12 protein-coding genes are annotated in these 21320 nt (G+C 35.6%); 7 read left to right on the top strand and 5 right to left on the bottom strand.

What is annotated here, in order from left to right:
• Positions 1 to 226 precede the first annotated feature (226 nt).
• From B0E44_RS15335 to B0E44_RS15325, 3 genes are all read left to right on the top strand, one after another.
• Positions 227 to 3325 (top strand): TonB-dependent receptor, encoded by a 3099-nt coding sequence (locus B0E44_RS15335; protein WP_077377184.1) that lies wholly within the window; start codon positions 227 to 229, stop codon positions 3323 to 3325.
• Between the two features lie 11 nt (positions 3326 to 3336).
• A complete protein-coding gene (locus tag B0E44_RS15330) occupies positions 3337 to 5283 on the top strand; it encodes a RagB/SusD family nutrient uptake outer membrane protein (RefSeq protein ID WP_077377181.1) in 1947 nt (648 codons plus the stop codon).
• 291 nt (positions 5284 to 5574) lie between these two features.
• Positions 5575 to 6615 carry a LacI family DNA-binding transcriptional regulator gene (locus B0E44_RS15325; RefSeq protein WP_077377178.1) on the top strand — a complete coding sequence of 347 codons (1041 nt, stop codon included), beginning with the start codon at positions 5575 to 5577 and terminating at the stop codon, positions 6613 to 6615.
• 60 nt (positions 6616 to 6675) lie between these two features.
• Here the strand turns inward: B0E44_RS15325 and B0E44_RS15320 are convergent, their stop codons facing one another.
• From B0E44_RS15320 to uxaC, 4 genes are read right to left on the bottom strand one after another with little or no spacing between them, the layout of a single operon-like run.
• Positions 6676 to 7977, bottom strand: coding sequence for an MFS transporter (locus B0E44_RS15320; protein ID WP_077377175.1), 1302 nt, complete (start codon positions 7975 to 7977; stop codon positions 6676 to 6678).
• Between the two features lie 37 nt (positions 7978 to 8014).
• On the bottom strand, positions 8015 to 8689 hold the full coding sequence (locus tag B0E44_RS15315) for a bifunctional 4-hydroxy-2-oxoglutarate aldolase/2-dehydro-3-deoxy-phosphogluconate aldolase (RefSeq protein WP_077377172.1): 675 nt from the start codon (positions 8687 to 8689) through the stop codon (positions 8015 to 8017).
• Between the two features lie 49 nt (positions 8690 to 8738).
• Positions 8739 to 9749 carry a sugar kinase gene (locus B0E44_RS15310; protein ID WP_077377169.1) on the bottom strand — a complete coding sequence of 337 codons (1011 nt, stop codon included), beginning with the start codon at positions 9747 to 9749 and terminating at the stop codon, positions 8739 to 8741.
• 11 nt (positions 9750 to 9760) lie between these two features.
• Positions 9761 to 11179 (bottom strand): glucuronate isomerase, encoded by a 1419-nt coding sequence (uxaC, locus tag B0E44_RS15305; protein WP_077377166.1) that lies wholly within the window; start codon positions 11177 to 11179, stop codon positions 9761 to 9763.
• A 385-nt stretch (positions 11180 to 11564) separates the two neighbouring features.
• Between uxaC and B0E44_RS15300 the strand changes: the two genes are divergently transcribed.
• The 4 genes from B0E44_RS15300 to B0E44_RS15285 all read left to right on the top strand — a co-directional run bounded on the left by B0E44_RS15300 (position 11565) and on the right by B0E44_RS15285 (position 18780).
• Positions 11565 to 13685 (top strand): alpha-glucuronidase family glycosyl hydrolase, encoded by a 2121-nt coding sequence (locus B0E44_RS15300; RefSeq protein WP_077377163.1) that lies wholly within the window; start codon positions 11565 to 11567, stop codon positions 13683 to 13685.
• A gap of 274 nt (positions 13686 to 13959) precedes the next feature.
• A complete protein-coding gene (locus B0E44_RS15295) occupies positions 13960 to 14697 on the top strand; it encodes an SDR family NAD(P)-dependent oxidoreductase (RefSeq protein ID WP_077377160.1) in 738 nt (245 codons plus the stop codon).
• Between the two features lie 19 nt (positions 14698 to 14716).
• On the top strand, positions 14717 to 15883 hold the full coding sequence (gene uxuA, locus B0E44_RS15290; RefSeq protein WP_124019354.1) for a mannonate dehydratase: 1167 nt from the start codon (positions 14717 to 14719) through the stop codon (positions 15881 to 15883).
• Between the two features lie 29 nt (positions 15884 to 15912).
• A complete protein-coding gene (locus B0E44_RS15285) occupies positions 15913 to 18780 on the top strand; it encodes a glycosyl hydrolase 115 family protein (protein ID WP_124019353.1) in 2868 nt (955 codons plus the stop codon).
• A gap of 150 nt (positions 18781 to 18930) precedes the next feature.
• Here B0E44_RS15285 and B0E44_RS15280 read toward each other — a convergent pair whose 3' ends face one another.
• Positions 18931 to 21177 carry a tetratricopeptide repeat protein gene (locus tag B0E44_RS15280; RefSeq protein WP_217341312.1) on the bottom strand — a complete coding sequence of 749 codons (2247 nt, stop codon included), beginning with the start codon at positions 21175 to 21177 and terminating at the stop codon, positions 18931 to 18933.
• Positions 21178 to 21320 lie beyond the last annotated feature (143 nt).

Below are 21320 nucleotides of genomic sequence, written 5' to 3'. Positions count from 1 at the left end.
GTTATTATTAATCCTATAATTTTATGTAACATTTTTTATCAATATAAAAAATAAAATAATCACACAACCGATTGCGTATTAAATATTTTTTCTTATTTTTGTTTCAAGTTATTAGTGGTTCATTATTTTATTTTTTCAATGTATATGAATATGGATTGTAAAAAGCAATTATATAGTTGAAACCAGAAACTTAAAACAAACCAATTAACCAATTAATCAATTATTTATGACAACCTTTTTATTTGTTAAAAGCAAATCAAAACACTTCAAAAGTCTAGGATTTCTATTTCTTATGCTTGTGTTTTCAGCAGGGATGAATGCCCAAATCTCTGTCACAGGAACAATTTCCGATGCTAATGGGCCAATACCAGGAGCTAATTTGGCTGTTAAAGGATCGAATACTGGTGTATCTTCTAATTTTGATGGTCATTTTACAATTAATAATGTACCAACAAACGGGGTATTAATCATTAGTTTCGTAGGGTATAAAACTAGAGAAGTAGAAGTGGCAGGCCGAACTAAAATCGATGTAAAAATCGAAGAAATTTCAAATAGTTTGAAAGAAGTAGTGGTAATTGGATATGGTGCCGTTCGTAAGGAAGCAGTAACGGGATCGGTATCTACAATTAGCGGTAAGGAATTGGGCGAATTTGCATCTGGAAATGTAACCCAAGCGCTACAGGCAAGGCTACCGGGTGTTGAATTAACTCAAACCTCTACCAAACCAGGTGCTTCAATGCAGATTCGTATTCGTGGTACCAGATCGCTTACGGCAAGTAATGATCCCTTGATTGTACTTGATGGCGTTCCTTTTGCAGGATCTATTGGGGATATTAATCCTGTCGATATAAAATCCCTTGATATTTTGAAGGATGCTTCAGCAACAGCTATTTATGGATCACGTGGTGCCAATGGAGTTGTGTTGATTACGACAAATAAAGGGCGTAAAGGTCAAAAAGCTAAATTTACTTATAATGGATTTGGTGGAGTAAAGAATGTTTTTGGAGAGTATGATATGATGGACGGTAATCAGTTTGCAACACTTCGTGATGTTACCAAGCTATATTCAGATGGTAGAGACGAAGTAAGAGGGACTAATACTGATTGGCAAGGTTTATTGTATGATTCAGGACAAATAGTAAGTCATGATGTTGGTGTTTCAGGTGGAAGTGAAGGCGGTTCTTATACAGGGGGACTTGGGTATTATAAAGAAGAGTCCGTTTTGCCTGGTCAATCTTATGAGCGTTTTAGTCTTAGAGCTTCAATTGATCAAGAAATTGGATCTGCATTCCGCATAGGATTTACTACCAATAATAACTATGCAATTACCAATGGTGATAATATAGGCCCAGGAACCACTTTGAGTATGTCTCCATTAGTAAACCCTTATGATGCTGATGGGAATTTAAAGAGAGTTGTAAATCAAGGATTAATAGATGATAAATGGGTTTATACAAGAGAGTCTATCAATGCTTTAGGAGATAAATATGTTAATCTAAACAGAGCATTTAGTTCATATAACAATATTTTTGCCGAGCTAAAAATTCCTGGTGTTGATGGATTGAAATACAGATTGAATTCTGGATTAAATTTTCGTTCAAGCAACAATGGTTATTATGAAGGTCAAGGTGTTTTTGATGTAAATGCGGCGACTTTATCTAATGCTTCAATTAGTAATTTTATGTCAACGCAATGGCTGCTTGAGAATTTAATTACCTATGATAAGACTTTTGCCGAAAAACACACGGTTAATTTTGTTGGATTATATTCTAATGAAAGTTATACGGGTAATAATTCGAGAATAGCAAGAAACGGAATCACTTCTGATGCATTTCAATTTTATAATTTGGGGCAAAGTGAGGAACCTATCACTATAACACCATCTGAGCAGGATTATACAAAATGGGGATTACGTTCTTATATGGCAAGGATGATGTATTCTTATGATAATCGCTATTTTATATCAGGTACGTTACGTTCTGACGGTTCTTCCAGATTGGCAGAAGGAGAAAAATGGGTTACTTATCCAGCTGTTTCTGCAGGATGGACAATTTCTAATGAGTCTTTCATGAAAGATATAACTTGGCTTAATTCTTTGAAATTACGCGCAGGTTATGGAGAGACTTCGAATCAGTCAGTTAGTCCGTATGCTACTTTAGGAGCTTTGAGTACAAGGCCCTATAATTTTGGTACTACCAATTCTACAGGAGTTTATGTTACAGAATTGCCTAACCCGTCTTTAGGTTGGGAATATTCTACCACTATGAATTATGGTATTGATTTTGGATTATTTAACAGCCGTTTGACAGGTACTGTAGAATATTACAATACACAAACGGAAAATTTATTACAAAGAGTAGCACTTCCAACAACATCAGGTGTTAGCGGTTATACAGCAAATGTTGGTGCAACAGAAAATAAAGGGTATGAAATTTCATTAAACGGAGTGATATTGGACAATCCTAATGGTTTAACCTGGACAGTTGGTTTCAACTTCTATGCTAATGAAAACAAAATCACTTCTCTTGCTTCTGGAAAGGATAGAGATGAAGGTAACTTATGGTTTGTCGGTCATAATATAGCTTCTATTTATGATTATGAAAAAGTAGGGCTTTGGCAAGACGGCGATGCTTTTATGGATAAATACGAAGCAGGACCAACGGGTGTTAATCAGCCAGGAACTGTTGTAGGATCTATAAAAGTAAAATATACTGGAGAATTTAATGCTGATGGTTCTCCTACACGCAGAATAGATGCAACAGACAGACAAATTCTTGATACCGATCCTGACTTTCAAGGAGGTTTCAATACCAACTTAACCTATAAAGGTTTTGATTTTAATGCTGTTGGAGCATTTAAAAGTGGTGGAATTTTAGTAAGTACACTTTATGGTAGCGCCAGTTATTTAAACTTGCTTAATGGTCGTGGCAGTAATGTGGACGTAGATTATTGGACACCAACGAATACGGGTGCAGATTTCCCTAATCCAAATGGTGTTAGAAGCGGTGATAATCCAAAATACATGTCAACTATGGGGTATTTTGATTCTTCTTACTTGAAAATTAGATCAATAACTCTTGGTTATACGCTTCAGCAGGATTTCATGAAAACAGTTGGTATCGATAAATTAAGAATATATGCTTCTGTTCAGAATCCATTTGTTTTCTTTTCTCCTTATCATGATATGTCTGGTATGGATCCGGAAACAAACTCTTTGGGTGATCAAAATCAGGCTGTATCTTCTTACCCTAGCAGAATTTTAGTTATTGGTACTAATACACCATCAAGTCGTAACTTCCTAATGGGACTTAACTTAACATTTTAATAAATAGAAATATGAAACGATATATATTTAAAAATATAATTATAGGATCAGTTGCTTTGTTTAGCTTGGCTGGTTGTTCGGACCTATTAGAAGAGGAACCTCATGATTTTTATGAGCCTGGTTACTTTAAAACTGAGCAAGGTGTACTTCAAGGGTTAACATCTCATTATGCTCATTTACGCTGGCTGTACGGGAATGCTTATTTTTATAATTCATTACAAACAGGTACTGATGAGGCCACCTATGCACAAAGTGCAGATGGAAATTTTAAGGATCATGATTTGTCAGGTGTTGGAACAATCACTCCGAATTCCAGCCGTTCAGATGTATTATGGAATAATTCTTTTTCGGATATTAATACAGCTAGTGGTATTATTGAAAATGGAGCAGCCGTTGGCGTTTCTCCAAGTTTGATTGCAGAATCTAAGTTTTTTAGAGGTTTTGATTATTTTTTATTGGTGCAGACTTTTGGAGGAGTGCCATTAGATTTGGGGTCGGGCGACTTAATGTTTAATAACAAGCCTACAAGATTCTCAGTGCGTAATACGGTTGCAGAGGTTTATACTAAAGGAATTATTCCTGACTTAAAAGCAGCTGTAGCTGAATTACCAGACGCTCCTAGATTGACAGGAACTGCAACTAAGACATTGGCTCGTTTGTTTTTGGCAAAAGCGTATTTAACGTATGCTTGGTGGCTACAAAATCCAAATAATATTCCTACTTTTCCAGATACTCCAAGAACTGACCCTGACGGGCATAATGCACAATGGTATTTTCAAGAAGCTTATAATGTTGCTTTAGAAGGGATTAATAATGCTGGATCAAATTATGCTTTGCAAGCAAATTTCTATGATGTTAATTTAGGATCCAACGATCGTAACAAAGAAATGTTGCTTTATGCAGACCATACTGAAGCAGATGAGTATTATAACGGATCTAGCCTTACTTATGCTAATGGTGGTGGTGCAGATAATTTTTCAGGATGGATGGCTACTTGGAATTATACAGCTATCAAAAGTAAAAATGCAGCTGGTGGTTTAGTATCTCCTGTTCAGCGTGAAGCGGCTCAAGCCCTTGGGCGCCCTTGGACTCGTATGGCTCCGCCTATTGAAGTTTTCACAAATACTTTTGCTGACAAAACAAATGATTCCCGTTATGATGGTACTTTTACAACTGTTTATCGCGGTAACTGGAATTTAAAAGGAACTGGATTAACAGATGTTGCAACATTGTATAATGCAAATTCATTACCTATAGGTCCAAATGATGCCGTACTATCGTTTTTAAATGACGAACCAGCTACTGCTATAACATATCCTTCTGGAGGAGGTGCAAGTGGTGTTGGTGCTGGGGTTTTACCGGGCAGAGCTGATTATGTTATTTCGCCTAATGGTATCAGTAGAATTGTGTATCCAGGATTCTGGAAATTAGGTCCATACCGTACAGACAATGCTGGTACTTTAGGACAGCCTAATGCTGCGAGCACAAGACCATTTCCAATTGCTAAATTCTCAGAACTTTATTTTGTAGCTGCTGAAGCTGCTGTAAAAGGAGCAACAGGCTCTATGACGGCTAGAAGTCTTATAAACGTTATCCGTGCACGTGCAGGGAAATGGCGTTGGGATAATAATGGTAATGTAGCAAAAGTTGCAGATAATAGTGCAGCACTTACAGCTGCAACTCCAGCAGTTATAGATATAAACTACATTCTTGCAGAGCGCTCACGTGAATATTTTGGTGAAGGATACCGCTGGTATGATTTAGTTCGTACTCAAAAATGGAATGAATTAGCAGGATCCTACAAAATTGGTGGATCTAATTATGGTAATCATACTCCAGTAACAGTAACAAGAACTATCCAGCCTTATCATTATTTAAGACCAATTCCTACTGGCCAGTTGGATGGAATGGAAATGACAGCCGCTGAAAAATTGGCATATCAAAATCCTGGATATTAGATTATAATTATAAGCAAGTTTAAATTTGAAATTTTGGTTTTATTGACATTGAAGTGTAGTTTTTACAGAATATACCTTCATTGGTTGGTTTTTAAATTTGCTTAGTTAAAGCCGAGAGTAATTTACTCTCGGCTTTTTGGCATAATATACTATTTGGTAGTTTGACGATATCAAAGTTGAATTATTGTGATTTGTATGCTATATCTCTATTTGAGAATGGTTCTTGGTATTGGGAAGGTTACTGTTTGTTTAAAAACTGTATATTTGTGGATTAATTTATTTTTTTAATTTATGGAGGATAATAAAGATGTTACTATATACGACATAGCTGAAAAGTTGAATCTTGCAACTTCAACTATTTCAAGAGCTTTAAAAGATCATCCTACAATCAGTGACAAAACGATTAAGAAAGTAAAAAAAGTGGCTGAAGAAATGGGATATCGCCCCAATACTTTAGCTGCAGGTTTACGTGGCAATAATACCAAAATAATTGGGGTACTAGTGTCACGAATTAATAGACCCTTTGTTTCTTCGCTTATTAGCGGTATTGAAGAAACGGCACAAAAGGCAGGATATAGTGTAATGATTACTCAAAGTCATGATTCTTATACTGATGAAGTGAATTTGGCTGAAGCATTATACAGCAGTAGAGTTTGTGGTATTATCTGTTCCTTGGCAATGGAAACTAAAGATGTATCTCACTTTCAAAAATTTATAGACAAAAATATCCCACTAGTTTTTGTGGATAGGGTTCCTAGAGAATTTGAAACCTATCGAGTAATGATCGATAATTATTCGGCAGGCTACAAAGCAACAAAACATTTAATTGAGCAAGGTTGTAAACGTATTGCGCATTTAACTGGATCACAACATAGAAATACCTATAGCGAACGTAAAAGGGGATATACAGATGCTTTAATCGAATTTAATTTACCCGTTGATGAAGAGTTGATTGTAGATTGTACCTATTTAACTTTTGAAGAAGGAGAAAAGGCAAGTAATTATTTATTTGATCTGGCAAGCCCTCCAGATGGTATTTTTTCCGCGAATGATTCAGCGGCTGTTGGAGTTATTCAATGTGCTAAAAAAAGAGGATTAAAGATCCCTCAAGACATCGCTATAATTGGTTTTAATGACGATCCAATCGCCTCGATAATCGATCCGGGATTATCCACAATAACACATCCATCCGTTAAAATGGGGCAAACCTCTGCTAAAAAAATTATAAGCCATCTAAAATCATCAAAAAAGGACAATATCACCGAAATTACTTTTTTAAACACTGAAGTGGTGGTAAGGGAATCTTCAAACAGACATAGTATAGAAAAATAGTTAAGATTTTATATTTAATTGTATGTCTGTTTGTTTTAATTTCAAAGTATAGATTGATAATTATAGTTCTACTTTTTTCATTTTTGGGACTAGAAAATGCATGATTAACCAAGCTATAAGATAAGCGGTGCTGCAAATTGAAAACATAATAAAGTAACCTGTTTCAATTTTTCCAATGCTGGTGTAATAAACAAACATGTTTTTTTGTACCAACCAAGTCAGTAATACACCTCCCAAAGTCCCAAACATTCCTCCAATACCTGTAACCGAAGCCGTTGCTTTTTTAGGAAACATATCCGAAACTGTTGTAAAAATATTAGCACTCCAAGCTTGATGTGCCGCAGCTGCGAGACCAATAACCAATACGGCCAACCACATACTGATAGAACCAAAATACTGTGCAAAAAGGACAGGAAGAACTAGTAAGGCATACAAAAGCATACTTGTTTTCCGGGCTTTATAGGCTGGCCAATTCGCGTTGATTAAACGCATCGGCAGCCAACCTCCGGCTATGCTTCCTATGCTTCCAATAAAATAGACTAATGCCGATGGCCAGATTATTTCATTTATGGAAAGTTTATATTGTTTCATTAAAAAATCAGGCAGCCAGAATAAATAAAACCACCAAACGGGATCGGTTAAAAATTTGCCTACTGCAAAAGCCCAAGTTTGACGAAATGACAGTAATTTTAGCCATGATATTTTTTCTTGGCTGACTTCTTCAACGGTATCGGAGTGAATGTAATCAAACTCTGCCTGTGATAAACGTTTTTGTTTTTCGGGCACTTCAAATAATATAAACCATAGGAACAACCAAACAAAACCGATAATTCCAGTCAAAATAAAAGCCCATTGCCAGCCCCAGTTTACAGCAATGTATGGTACAGTAAGAGGTACAAGAATTGCGCCTATATTGCTCCCAGAATTAAAAATACCTGTAGCTAAAGCGCGTTCTTTCTGAGGAAACCATTCGGATGTTGTTTTGATGGCGGCAGGAAAATTTCCGGCTTCAGTGATTCCTAGAAAAATTCGAGCAATAATAAAACCTCCAGTTCCTGTAGCAAAAGCATGAAAAATTGTGGCAATACTCCATAAACCAGTAGCTATGGCATAACCGATTTTTGAACCAAATTTATCAATAAATCCACCAGCAAAGAGCATCCCAAACGCATACGATAATTTGAATGCAATCTCAATATTGGAATAATCCCGCACTTCTTGTTCAGCTGTCCAATGAAAAGCTTCTGCCAAAAAAGGTTTTAAATAGCTGATGACATTTCGATCCAGATAATTTACTGTTGTTGCAAAAAACACTAGAGAACAAATTGTCCATCTATACTGACCAATACTTTGATTATTCATTGCTTTTTTTGTTAATTTAGAAAATTCGTATGTTCAATTACTTATTCTTCTTAAGGCTTTGGATGTTGTTGATGACTGCTCTAACCTGTTCTTGTAATAGGGTATAATCTTGATTTTTGATAATTTCGTCGGTAATAAGTTTGGATCCCATACCTACACAGGTAGCACCGGCATCGAACCAACTTTTTAGGTTTTCATACGAAGTGTCAACTCCACCAGTAGGCATTATTTTTGTCCAAGGTTGCGGCGCTTTTGCAGCTTTTATAAACTTTGGACCATATATTTCACCTGGAAAAAGTTTTACAATTTCACAGCCCAATTCCTCTGCCTTAGCAATTTCAGTAAGGCTGCCACAGCCTGGGGACCACAATATTTTTTTTCTATTACAGACAATCGCAATGTCTTCCCTAAAAACCGGTGTAACGATGAATTGTGCACCTATATTCATGTAGTAAGAAGCAGTAGCGGCATCCGTTATCGAACCTACTCCCAATATCATTTCGGGACATTCTTTGTCACAGTATTTACTTAATTCATTAAAAACCTCTTGAGCATAAACGCCTCGATGGGTAAATTCTAATAGTCGTGCGCCACCATCATAACAGGCTTTTACAACCTTCTTTGCGATTTCGGGATCAGGATGATAAAATAAGGCTACCAAACCCGTTTTTTCCATTGTTAATGCGACTTCTATTCTAGAAAATATACTCATAGTTTTGTTTTTTTGTTGATTAGTGTGTAAACTCGATTCTGCTAGTGTTTTATCGAACTACTCTGCCTGAACCGTCTCCATTTAATAATTTTTCAACTTCGTCCACTGTCACCAGATTGGTATCTCCGTAAATGGTGTGTTTTAAGCAGGATGCAGCAACGGCAAAATCCAATGCTTTTTGGTCTTCAAAATGGTTCAAACCGTAAATAAGCGCTCCCATAAAACTGTCTCCTGTCCCAATTCGATCCACGATATGGGTAATGTCATAGGTTTTTGATTGGTGTAATGTAGCGCCGTCATACAAAATCGCCGACCACTTATTTTGCGAGGCATTGAGGTCAACTCTATTGGTTACAGCTATTTTCTTGGCATAAGGAAACCGCTCCATTAACTTTTTGCATAATGAGATTTTTAATTCCGTTTCAGAATTTCCTTCCGGTTCAATGCCAAAATATTGTTTTGAGGCATAATCTCCAGCGAGAATAATGTCACATAGGGAAACCATTTTTTCCATGATTTCACCGGGTGATTTTCCATAATTCCAAAGGTTTGCCCTATAATTGAAATCGGTAGAAATTGTTAAGCCTAATTTGTGGGCAACTTCAATAGCCTCTAGGCATACATCAGCTGCATCTTGTGATATTCCGGGTGTAATGCCAGACCAGTGAAACCAATTAGCATTTTCAAAGACTTCTTCCCAGTTAATCATTCCCTTTTTTATGGAGGAAAAAGAAGAATAGGCGCGGTCATAAACCACTTTACTTCCTCGTACTGAGGCTCCTTTTTCTATAAAATATATTCCTAAACGTTCTCCTCCGGTTACCATGAAATTGGTGGAAACGTCATTTTTGCGCATTTCGCTGATGGCACATTTTCCAATATCATTATCCGGGACTCTAGATACAAATTCGGCATTCATTCCAAATTTAACCAATGAGGTAGCTACATTAAGTTCGCTTCCTCCATAGTCGGCATTGAAGTCAGTTGCTTGTGAAAATCTTAGATATTCTTTAGTTGAAAGTCTTAGCAAGACTTCTCCAAACGTGATTATTTTTTTCAATTGTAATTCTTTTAATTGGACACCTTATTATCTGGAAAATTGAAATAATTTTTTGAGTTATTGTAAAAAAGATCTTGTGCAATTTTTCCGATCCATTCCATATCATTGGGCAATTCGCTGTTTTTTACATCATTCCCAAAAATATTACACACAATGCGTCTGTAATATTCATGTCTTGGAAAAGATAAAAAACTACGGCTATCGGTCAACATTCCCAGAGATGTGCTTAAAAGTCCCATGTTGGATTGGGATTTGATTTGATTTGTGATGCCGTCTTTTTGATCCAAAAACCACCAAGCGGCTCCAAACTGTACTTTTCCTTTTATTCCGTCTTCACTAAAGTTACCGGCCATAGTTGCAAAAAGATCATTATCTGCTGGATTTGAATTGTATATAATTGTTTTTGGAAGGCTACCGTTTTCATTTAATTTGTTTAAAAAACGGGCAAGCTGAATTGCTTGTTGGAAATCACCAATGCTGTCCACGCCTGCATTGATACCGATGCTTTTCAATAACGATGTATTGGTGTCTCTTATTGGTCCCAAATGCAATTGCATAGTCCATTTATTTTTGCCATAAAACCTGCCTAAATGGAATAGAATAGCCGACTTGAATTTTAATATTTCACTATCAGTAATTGTTTTTTCGCATAATCTATTTTTTAAAATGACATTCACTTCTTTCTCTGTAAAGTCGTATGCATAAGCATGTGGTAATCCATGATCAGACAATCTGCATCCATTGGTGTGGAAATAGTCAATCCTACTTTTTATAGCTTGCAAAAGGGATTCAAAATCGGATATTTTTATTTGGCTTATCGTTGAGAGGTCATTTAAATAATCAACAAAATCAACTTTATCTATATTAATAATTCTATCAGGTCTAAATGTAGGCAAGACTGTTGTTTTAAAATCAGAACCTGCAATTTTTTGATGATGGGATAAATTGTCCAACGGGTCATCGGTGGTGCAAATCACTTCTACATTTCTGCTTTTCAGGAGTCCTTGTGTGGCAAAATCGGAAGTTTTCAGCAACTCATTGCAATGATTGTATATTGAGGATGAAGTAGTAGGATTCAACATTTCTGCAATGCCAAAATACCTTTGAAGTTCCATGTGTGACCAATGATATAATGGATTTTTTATGGTATAGGGAACCGTAAAAGCCCACTTGTCAAATTTTTCTTTATCTGAAGTTTGTCCAGTTATGTATTTTTCTTCAATGCCTAAATTGCGCATTGCTCTCCATTTATAATGATCTCCTTCTAGCCAAAGTTTTGATATATTTTCAAAAGCTCGGTTGTCGGCAATTTCATTAGGAGGAAGATGATTATGGTAATCTATAATTGGGAGGTCTTTAGCATAATCATGATAAAGTTCTTTGGCGAATTCAGTTTCCAATAGGAAGTTATTATCTATAAAACTCTTCATTAATTTGTGTTTTTTATGAATGATTTACTTAGGGGCTAAGAAGTTTATGATCTTCTTTTTTATTTTCTTTTTCTAATGAATTATAGCCAAGATTAATGGGTAATTCAAGGGTTTTAAGTTCTTTTCTAGAACATTTATTTGTAAATAAATGGCTAGTAAATTTAAAAAATATAAAAAAAATCGAATGAAAATTTTTTTCTTAGATTTCATTGATATACTTTTACGCAATCGGTTGCAAATATAAAATAAATTATTACACAAATTAAAAATTACAAAGTTTTTACGATAAAACGGATCATTTTTTTTAAAGGTGCTATAAATAAAGAACTAATTAATTATGATGTATTTATAGAAGAGATATTTACTAGTTTATTTTTCGATATTGATGTTGTCGTTGACTGCATCGGCACAGGAGGACTATAAATTATGGCTTCAATACAGAAAACTTCAAGATTCTGAATTGATTGCAACATATAAATCAAAAATCAATGGAATAGTCACTTTTGGTAATTCTGAAACGATCCAAGTGGCATCAAAGGAGCTGCAATTAGGACTTTCGGGTATGTTGGGTACAACTATTGGAGTTCATCAAAATATTGCGACAGAAAATACGCTTATTATTGGCTCAAAATCTTCTTTAAAAGAGGATATTCTGAAAAACCTGAAAAGTGAATTGGAGCAAATTAATGACGAAGGCTACATTATTAAAAACATTTCATTCAATAATAAAAATCACATTTTAATTACGGGAAAAACCGATGTAGGGGTTTTATATGGTGTTTTTAATTTTTTGAGATTGATTCAAACCAATAAAGCAATTGAAAAGCTAAGAATAGTTGATTCTCCAAAAATTAATCTGCGGATATTAAACCATTGGGATAATTTAAATCGAACAGTGGAACGTGGTTATGCGGGTTTTTCGCTTTGGAACTGGCAAAAATTACCTGATTTTATTGATCAGCGTTACATTGATTATGCCCGTGCCAATGCTTCAATAGGAATCAATGGAACAGTTTTAAATAATGTAAACGCGAATGCTTTGATTTTGACACCACACTATTTAGAAAAAGTCGAAGCTTTAGCAAACGTTTTTAGACCTTATGGAATCAAAGTGTATTTGACCGCCCGATTTTCAGCTCCAATCGAAATAGGCGGCTTGAAAACTGCCGATCCTTATGATGCCCAAGTGATTAATTGGTGGAAAGAAAAAGCAAAAGAAATATACAAGAGGATTCCTGATTTTGGTGGATTTTTAGTAAAAGCTAATTCCGAAGGACAGCCTGGACCACAAAACTATGGACGAAACCATGTTGATGGTGCTAATATGCTGGCCGATGCGTTAGCTCCTTTTAGTGGAATCGTGATGTGGAGAGCATTTGTCTATTCCGAGCATGATGCTGATGATAGAGCCAAACAAGCCTATAACGAATTTGTTCCTTATGATGGGAAGTTTCGAGATAACGTAATTGTTCAGGTGAAAAATGGGGCGATTGATTTTCAGCCAAGAGAACCTTTTCATCCCATGTTTGGAGCAATGCCAAAAACACCCTTGATGATGGAATTTCAAATCACCCAGGAATATTTGGGCTTCAGCACACACTTGGTTTATCTGCCAAAATTATATCAGGAGGTTTTGGAATCGGACACTTACAGACTAGGCAAAGGTTCTTCAGTGGCCAAAATTATTGATGGATCATTAGACCATCATAAAATTACCGGTATAGCCGGAGTAGCCAATATTGGAAATGACATCAACTGGACGGGACATCCTTTTGCGCAAGCGAATTGGTACGGCTTTGGAAGATTGGCTTGGAATCCGTATTTAGATTCTGGGGAAATAGCGGAAGAATGGTTGCGTTCCACTTTTTCGAATGATGAAAATTTCGTCTATCCTGTGAAAGAAATGATGCTGCAATCTAGAGAAGCAGTTGTCAATTACATGACACCTTTGGGATTGCATCATATTATGGATACAGGGCATCATTATGGACCTGGTCCGTGGGTAAGTAATTTATCTCGCCCAGAATGGAATCCTGTTTATTACCATAAAGCGGATAAAAACGGAATAGGATTTGACCGTTCCAAAACAGGGAGTAATGCAACTGGACAATATGCTCCTGAGGTTGCCAAAATGTTTGACAATGTAGCGACCTGCCCCGAAAAAGATTTATTATGGTTTCACCACCTTTCTTGGGATTATAAATTAAAAAATGGCCAAACGCTTTGGAATGGTATGGCATTAAAATACCAAGAGGGTGTAGATGAAGTTGGAAAAATGGCTTCTACTTGGGATAAAATGGAAAAACACGTTGACAAACAGCGATTTAATGAAGTCAAAATGCTGTTGAACATTCAATATAAAGAAGCACAATGGTGGCGCGATGCTTGTCTGTTGTATTTTCAACAATTTTCAGGAAAGGAGTTGCCTAAAGGAGTTGAAAAACCAACTCAGACATTAGATTATTTCCAATCCTTGAAATTTCCATTTGCACCAGGAAACAATTAAACCCAGAATCTGCATTAGACTTCGTAACGAAGCTGAATTATTCAATAAAAGCAAGTGCTCACGGACTATTTTTTAATGAGGAATACTTTTGTATTTTGATTTTATAAATAGGAGTAAGTACTTGGTTTTGAAGAAGAATTCAGATGCAGTAGATTTCTAATGCAGATTTTGGGTTAAAGGAATAGTTGATTTGGTTAATTGTTTAATAGCTCAGGCTTTAGACAATTAAACATTTTAAACGATTAAACAATTAAACGATTAAACTTTTTTAAAAATGAATACAAAAACAGCAATTGTTACGGGTGGTAATTCCGGTTTGGGTTTTGCAACGGCAAAAAAATTATGTGATAATGGAATCAAGACTTTTATCATTGGAAGGTCTAAAGACAAAACGGAAGAAGCTTGTAGTGAAATAGGACCAAATGCAATTCCTGTAATTTTTGATTTGAATGATTTAGAAGGAATTCCAAAAATGATCGAAAGTATTGCCAAAGAAGGGAATATTGATATTTTGGTAAATAATGCGGGTATAAACTCAAAAAAAGACTTTATCGAAGTAACCGATGATGATTTTGAATCCATTATTCATACGAATATACAAAGTGTTTTTGCCATCAGTAGGGAAGTGGTGAAAGTGATGAAAAATCACGAGGGAGGAGCTATTATCAACATTAGTTCGATGGCATCTCAATATGGTTTGCCAAAAGTAATAGCTTACACGGCAAGTAAAGGTGCTATCGAAGCAATGACAAGAGCAATGGCGGTAGAATTGGCACAGTATGGTATTCGGGTAAATTGTGTAGCGCCAGGTTTTATTAAGACCAAAATGTCTGCCAAAGCTTTAGACAGTGATCCTGAAAGAAAAAACAAAGTACTTTCCAGAACTCCAATGGGAATTTTGGGAGAACCAGATGATATCGCAGATGCAGTATATTATTTTGCTTCCAGCGAATCAAAATTTGTAACAGGAACGATTCTCCCAGTTGACGGAGGAAACAGTATTGGATTTTAATTTTCGACAAATGATAAAAATGCAGCAAACAATGCGTTGGTTTGGTCCAAATGACACCATCGCTTTAAAAGATATTAGACAATGTGGCGTAACAGGAATCGTTACGGCACTACATGAAATTCCGGTAGGAGAAATTTGGACAATCGATGCGATTAAAGCGCGTCAGGAAACCATCCGAAATGCAGGAATGGAATGGACGGTAATAGAAAGTTTACCAGTTCATGAAGATATTAAAAAAGCAAATGGCCACTATTTGCAATACATTGAAAATTATAAAATCAGCTTAAAAAATGTAGCTGAATGTGGTATTAAAGTGGTCACTTATAATTTTATGCCGATTTTGGATTGGGTACGTACCAATCATGATTTTGAAAATCCGGATGGTTCCAAAGCGTTACTTTACAGTCAAGTTGCATTTACTTATTTTGATGTTTATTTGTTAAAAAGACCAAATGCTGAAAATGATTATTCAGAGGAAGATAAACAAACTGCATTAGACTACGGAAATACTCTTTCTGAAACTGAAAAAGAATTGTTGTTTAAAAATGTACTGCTTGGATTACCGGGTAGTAAAGTAAATTTTACAGCAGAACAAATTTTGGCATTATTGGATAATTACAAACATATTGACAACGATAAATTAAGAGAAAATTTAATTTTTTTCCTATCAGAAGTAGCTCCAGTCGCCGAAAAATTAGGCGTAAAAATGGCCATACATCCTGATGATCCACCATTATCTGTTATGGGTTTGCCAAGAATAGTTTGTACAGAAGAAGACTTGAAAAAGATTTTTGAAGCAGTGCCCGTAAATGCAAATGGATTGTGTTATTGTACAGGTTCATTGGGTGCAGAGCCCAATAATGATTTGGAAAAAATAATTGAAAACCACGGAAACCGAATCCATTTTTTGCATTTAAGAAATGTAATAAGAGACAGTAAAGCAGTTTTTAGAGAATCCGAACATCTTCATGGTGATAATCCTATGGAAAGCATCATGGAAAAATTGATTCAGCTGATGCAAAAAAGAAACTTGAGCTTGCCCATGCGTCCCGACCATGGTTTTCTCCATTCAATTGAAGAAGGAAAAGAACAATATCCAGGTTATTCATTGGTAGGAAGGCTCAAAGGATTAGCCGAATTGAGAGGATTGGAAATGGGTATTTTGTATAAAATGAAACAGTCGTAAAATAATTCAGAATTTAAAAATTAAAAAAGGTGCAATTAATCCAAAGAAAAATAGTTGTCATAACTGTATTACTATTGTTTGTAACAGTAAACATTGGCTATGCCATAAACCCAAATAAGTATGTAACTAACCAAGCAACAAAAGGAAGTTTTCCTTTGGCATCAAATGGAAAAGTGGCTTCAATATGGGTAAGTGATAGCGATTTTTCAGGAGTATTGCGTGTTGTTGGACATCTTCAAAAGGACATACAAGCCGTTACCAATATTTCGCCAAGCATTATAAAAAACAAATCTGCAAATGAAAACTATTTGGTTATTATTGGCACTCTGGGTAAAAGTCCAATCATTGATCAATTAGTAAAAGAGGGCAAAATTGACTTGACTCAACTTCAGGGGAAATGGGAAAAATTTATCACTCAGATTGTCGAAAATCCCATCGCTGGAGTTCAGAAAGCATTGGTTATTGCTGGATCGGACAAGAGAGGAACCATTTATGGTATTTATGATCTTTCGAACCAAATTGGTGTTTCTCCTTTGGCTTTTTGGGCTGATGTACCAGTTAAAAAACAGTCGGAATTGCACGTTATTCCGGGTACTCACACCTTGGGAGAACCAAAAGTTAAGTACCGAGGAATATTTATAAACGATGAAGCTCCTGCACTCACTGGTTGGGCTGTTGAAAAATATGGAGGTTTCAATGCCAAATTTTACGACAAAGTTTTTGAATTAATCCTTAGAATGAAAGGCAATTATTTATGGCCGGCGATGTGGGGTAAGAAGTTTTATGTGGAGGATTCCCAAAATGCAGTTTTGGCGGATGAGTATGGAATTGTAATGGGAACTTCGCACCATGAACCGCTAACTCGTGCTCATGCAGAATGGGATAAATCGATAGATGGGAAATGGGACTTTACTACCAATTCTGAAAAGTTAAAACAATTCTGGGCAGACGGAATAAAACGAATGGGTACTACCGAGACCATTGTTACTATTGGTATGCGTGGTGATGGAGATGAGCCTATGACCGAAGGAACTGCAATAAATTTATTGGAAAATATTGTAAAAACACAGCGTGAAATTATTAGTAATGTAACCAAAAAACCGGCAGAGCAAACACCTCAAATTTGGGCTTTGTACAAAGAGGTTCAGGATTATTATGACAAAGGGATGCGTGTTCCAGACGATGTGACCCTTTTGTTTTGTGATGATAACTGGGGAAACATCAGGAAATTACCGAATTTAAATTCAGAACCCCGTAAAGGAGGTTACGGTATTTACTATCATTTTGATTATGTGGGTGGACCAAGAAATTATAAATGGATAAACACCAACCAAATCGAGCGCACTTGGGAACAAATGCATTTGGCCTATCAATATGGGGTAGATCGAGTATGGATTGTAAATGTTGGAGATATCAAGCCAATGGAATTTCCAACCGAGTTTTTTTTGGACTATGCTTGGAATCCTGATAATTGGGATGCAAGTAACTTGGGAGATTATTATTTGCAATGGGCAAAAGAAAATTTTGACGGTCATTATACCGAAGATATTGCGCACATTTTGAAGCTGTATACCAAATACAATGCACGCAGAAAACCAGAATTATTGGACGCATCTACTTATAGTTTGACCCATTATAATGAAGCCGAAAAAGTGGTGAGTGATTATAATGAATTGGCTAAAAAAGCACAAGAGATTAATAATCAGCTGAAACCGGAATATAAAGATGCCTATTATCAACTGATTTTGTATCCTGTTCTGGCAAGTGCAAATCTAAACGAGCTATACCTTGCAACGGCAAAAAATCATTTGTATGCCAATCAAGGGAGAGCTTCCACAAATGAGTATGCCAAAAAAGTAAAAGAGTTATTTGAAAAAGATGCAGAACTTACCGATTATTATCACAAAAAGATGGCAAATGGAAAGTGGAATCACATGATGTCACAAACTCATATTGGATACACCTATTGGCAACAGCCAAATGAAAATAGTATTCCAAAAACCAAAATCATTGAAAACAAAGCTAGCTCAGAGATGGGTATAGCCGTTGAAGGTTCAACAAATTGGTGGCCAAATTCCACAGCAGAATCTCTATTGCCAATCTTTACTTCTTATGAAAATAAAGGCTATTATTTTGATATTTTCAATAGAGGAACACAACCTTTTCAATTTAAAATAAGCTCCAAATCAAACTGGATAAAGTTTTCTAAAACTCAGGGAACCATTAATAAAGAGGAGAGAATAACAGTGCAGATTGATTGGGAAAAAGCACCAAAAGGAGATTTTAAAACATCATTTATTGTCTCCGCAAATAAAAAAAATATTCCTGTTTTTGTTCACTCGAAAAATGTTGTTTTGAAAAAAGAAGACGGTTTTATTGAAAGTAACGGATACATTTCAATGGAAGCTGAAAACTACACCAAAGCAATTGCTTCTGAACCTTATAAATGGGTTACAATTCCAAATCTTGGTCGTACGGCTTCGGGAGTAAGTTTGCAACCTTCTAATAGTGCTCCTTTGGAAATTTCCAAAACTTCCCCAATGCTAGAATTCGATACCTATTTTTTCGAAAAAGGGGATGTTAAGGTACAGGCGTATTTTTCACCAACAATTAATTATGCCACAGGAGAAGGATTAAAATATGGAATTTCGATAGACGATGAAATGCCTCAAATTATTAATGTACATCAAGACAGTTCCGATAGAAACTGGAACACTTCTGTAGCCAATAACATTAAAATACTAGAATCAAGCCATGCTATCATTACCCCAGGAAAACATGCATTAAAGTTTTATGCAATGAATGGCGGATTAGTTTTGCAGAAAATTGTGATAGAAACTCAAAAAGGGGAATTGAAACAAACTTATCTAGGAGCTCCCGAAAGTTTTAAAAAATAAAATTTACCCAAATCTTAAACCTTAATAAGTTGAATTCTTAGAGGCTTTCCCTAGGATTAGAGAGGAAAGTTTGAAAACCTAAATTTAAAAAAAAAAACGATTTTTTTTCAATTTTTACCTCGATGGCTTTGCCTCGGGGTAATTTGTTTTTTATTGTGAAACTCCCATATTTCTAAATAATTCTTGATATTCTGGATTGTTTGGATCCAATTTCTTTAAATGCATTGCCGTATTCTGCGCCTTAATAGTATTGTTGGTTTGGATGTAAACAAATGTCAATGCATAATAAAGTTCAGATGCTGATGGATTTAGTGTAATTCCTTTAGTCAAAATTAATTCCGCTTCTTTAAATTTTTTAGCTTCATTCAAAAGTAATCCATAATTATAATAGACCCTCGGATTCAATGATTTCAGTGCGACCGCCTTTGCAAAAGAATTTTTAGCAGCTGGCTTGTTCCCCATTTCGTTGTACAACAAAGCCATATTGTAATGAATACGATCGTTTTTTGAATCGTTTTTTAAGGCAAATTCTAATGATTTCAATGCCTCTTCATTTTTGCCTAGTAAATTATAGGTCGAAGATAGATTAAGCCAGGCATAATTCATCTGGGAGTCTTTTCTTAATCCTTTCTTGTAATATTTTTCGGCATTAGAATAATCTTGTAATTTTAGATAGTAATCGGCTAACATTATGTTTCCAACAGAAAAATCGGTTTGATAGTGCAAATATGTTTTTAACTCTGTATGAGCCTCAGAAAAAGCTTCTTTGTACTGGTCTTTTATTTGTGCTGAAGGAATTGTAATGTATAAATCTGCAGCAGCTATACGCACAGCTCTGACCTTGTCGGAAAGTAGCGGGCCTACTGCATCAACCCAACTTGTTGGCTGAAAATTGGCAAGACTAGTCAATGCTCTGTATCTTACTTGTGCATCTTTATTATGAAGACATTTTAGCAGTGTGTTTAAACTGGTTTGGGTTTGAATTTTACCAAGATAAAAAGCGGCAGTTGCTTTGATTATGTTTGGTGTTTGTGTGTAGTTGATTAATTTTTTGAGATGAGTTTCACTTTGTGAATTCAATTGGCTTCCCGGTATAAGATCATCTGCAAAATGATATTTTCTTTTCGGGCCATACCATTTTACTATAGCATCAGTCAGGTATTTGTTTGATTTATCTTGATGGCAGTTGTTGCAGGCATTTGGAGTTCCATAAGTTACCGATAGGTCAGGTCTCGGAACTCTAAAACTGTGGTCGTGTCGTAAATCGTTGCCCATATATATTTTTCCTGGCATATGACAGCTCACACATAGTGAAGATTGGCTTCCCACAGGATGAAAAGTATGGGTGGGTACATTATATTTTTGTGGAATATGACATTGCAAACAGGTCTGATTGTCTATTTTTTTTAGTTTTGTGGAATGTGGATTATGACAATTGCTGCATTTTACCCCTTTGCTAAACATTTTACTTTGTAGAAATGAAGTGTAGATATAATCTTCATCATCAATTTGTCCATCGGCAAAGAAATATTCGCTGTCTGGAATTTGTGGTATATAATTATCCATAATTTCATTGCTCCGAATATGATTGTTGCTAATTTCTGATGCTCGGGCATGACATGGCGCGCAAGTATTGATTTGTTCAAGCTGACTGCCATTTTTAACCAATTTTAGGAAACTGCCTTTAATTTTTTCACCGTCTTTATAATCTTCACCCTTGATGTAATCGCTGTGCTGTTTTCCAGCACCATGACAACTCTCACAGCTCACATTAATAATACTATAAGTAGTCTTGTAAGTGTCTGTCTTATCATCGTAATTCTTTTGCAAGTTGGTCGAATGGCAGGAAGCACACATAGTATTCCAGTTTTGGGAATTACCAGTCCAATGCAGCCAATCGTGGGAAGAGACAGTTTGTTTGGCATATTGATTATACCATTTTTTTTGTTTAGAGTCCCAACTCACTCTTGGAACCTGCAGTCTCCCTCCTGGAAATGCAACTAAATATTGCTGCAATGGAGTAAAACCAAAGGTGTATTTTACTTCGTAATCATGATTTTTGCCATCCTCACCCTGTGTATTGATAAAATATTTGTTTCCTTTTTTAAAGAATCGGCTGGTAACGCCGTCAGCAGTATGAGTTATGTTGTCAAAATTTCCTTTTACTGTTTTTTCCGAAGGGAGCAGCATAGACATAAAATGATGCGATTCTGTCCACTCTTTATGCTCGCCTTTGTGGCATTCTTTGCAGGATTGGTCGCCAACATAAGTTTTACTGTTATTAGATATCATAGTGTATTTTATGTCTTTGGTGGTACTGCTTTCTACAATAAAAATTCTGAAAACAACAAACAATACAATGATAAAAAATATCAGGAAGAGGAACTTTCGCTGCATAAAAACAAGTTTTACTAGAATGAATTTTTTAAAAATAAGGAAACTTGAATCAGGATTAATAAATTTAAAAAAAAAGCAACACTATTTATTTTTAACTAACCTTATTAGAAGCCCTTAAAATGCTTATTCTGTAAAGATAGTTT

Source organism: Flavobacterium sp. A45 (assembly GCF_002001005.1).
GTDB lineage: Bacteria > Bacteroidota > Bacteroidia > Flavobacteriales > Flavobacteriaceae > Flavobacterium.
The sequence above is the reverse complement of the archived record's forward strand: the minus strand, read 5'-3'. Positions and strand labels throughout refer to the sequence as shown.

Bases quoted from the DNA above. Each gene is read 5' to 3' on its own strand.
- B0E44_RS15335 (WP_077377184.1), top strand. From the start codon at position 227: ATGACAACCTTTTTATTTGTTAAAAGCAAATCAAAACACTTCAAAAGT.
- B0E44_RS15330 (WP_077377181.1), top strand. From the start codon at position 3,337: ATGAAACGATATATATTTAAAAATATAATTATAGGATCAGTTGCTTTG.
- B0E44_RS15325 (WP_077377178.1), top strand. From the start codon at position 5,575: ATGGAGGATAATAAAGATGTTACTATATACGACATAGCTGAAAAGTTG.
- B0E44_RS15320 (WP_077377175.1), bottom strand. From the start codon at position 7,977: ATGAATAATCAAAGTATTGGTCAGTATAGATGGACAATTTGTTCTCTA.
- B0E44_RS15315 (WP_077377172.1), bottom strand. From the start codon at position 8,689: ATGAGTATATTTTCTAGAATAGAAGTCGCATTAACAATGGAAAAAACG.
- uxaC (WP_077377166.1), bottom strand. From the start codon at position 11,179: ATGAAGAGTTTTATAGATAATAACTTCCTATTGGAAACTGAATTCGCC.
- B0E44_RS15300 (WP_077377163.1), top strand. From the start codon at position 11,565: ATGTTGTCGTTGACTGCATCGGCACAGGAGGACTATAAATTATGGCTT.
- B0E44_RS15295 (WP_077377160.1), top strand. From the start codon at position 13,960: ATGAATACAAAAACAGCAATTGTTACGGGTGGTAATTCCGGTTTGGGT.
- uxuA (WP_124019354.1), top strand. From the start codon at position 14,717: ATGCAGCAAACAATGCGTTGGTTTGGTCCAAATGACACCATCGCTTTA.
- B0E44_RS15280 (WP_217341312.1), bottom strand. From the start codon at position 21,177: ATGCAGCGAAAGTTCCTCTTCCTGATATTTTTTATCATTGTATTGTTT.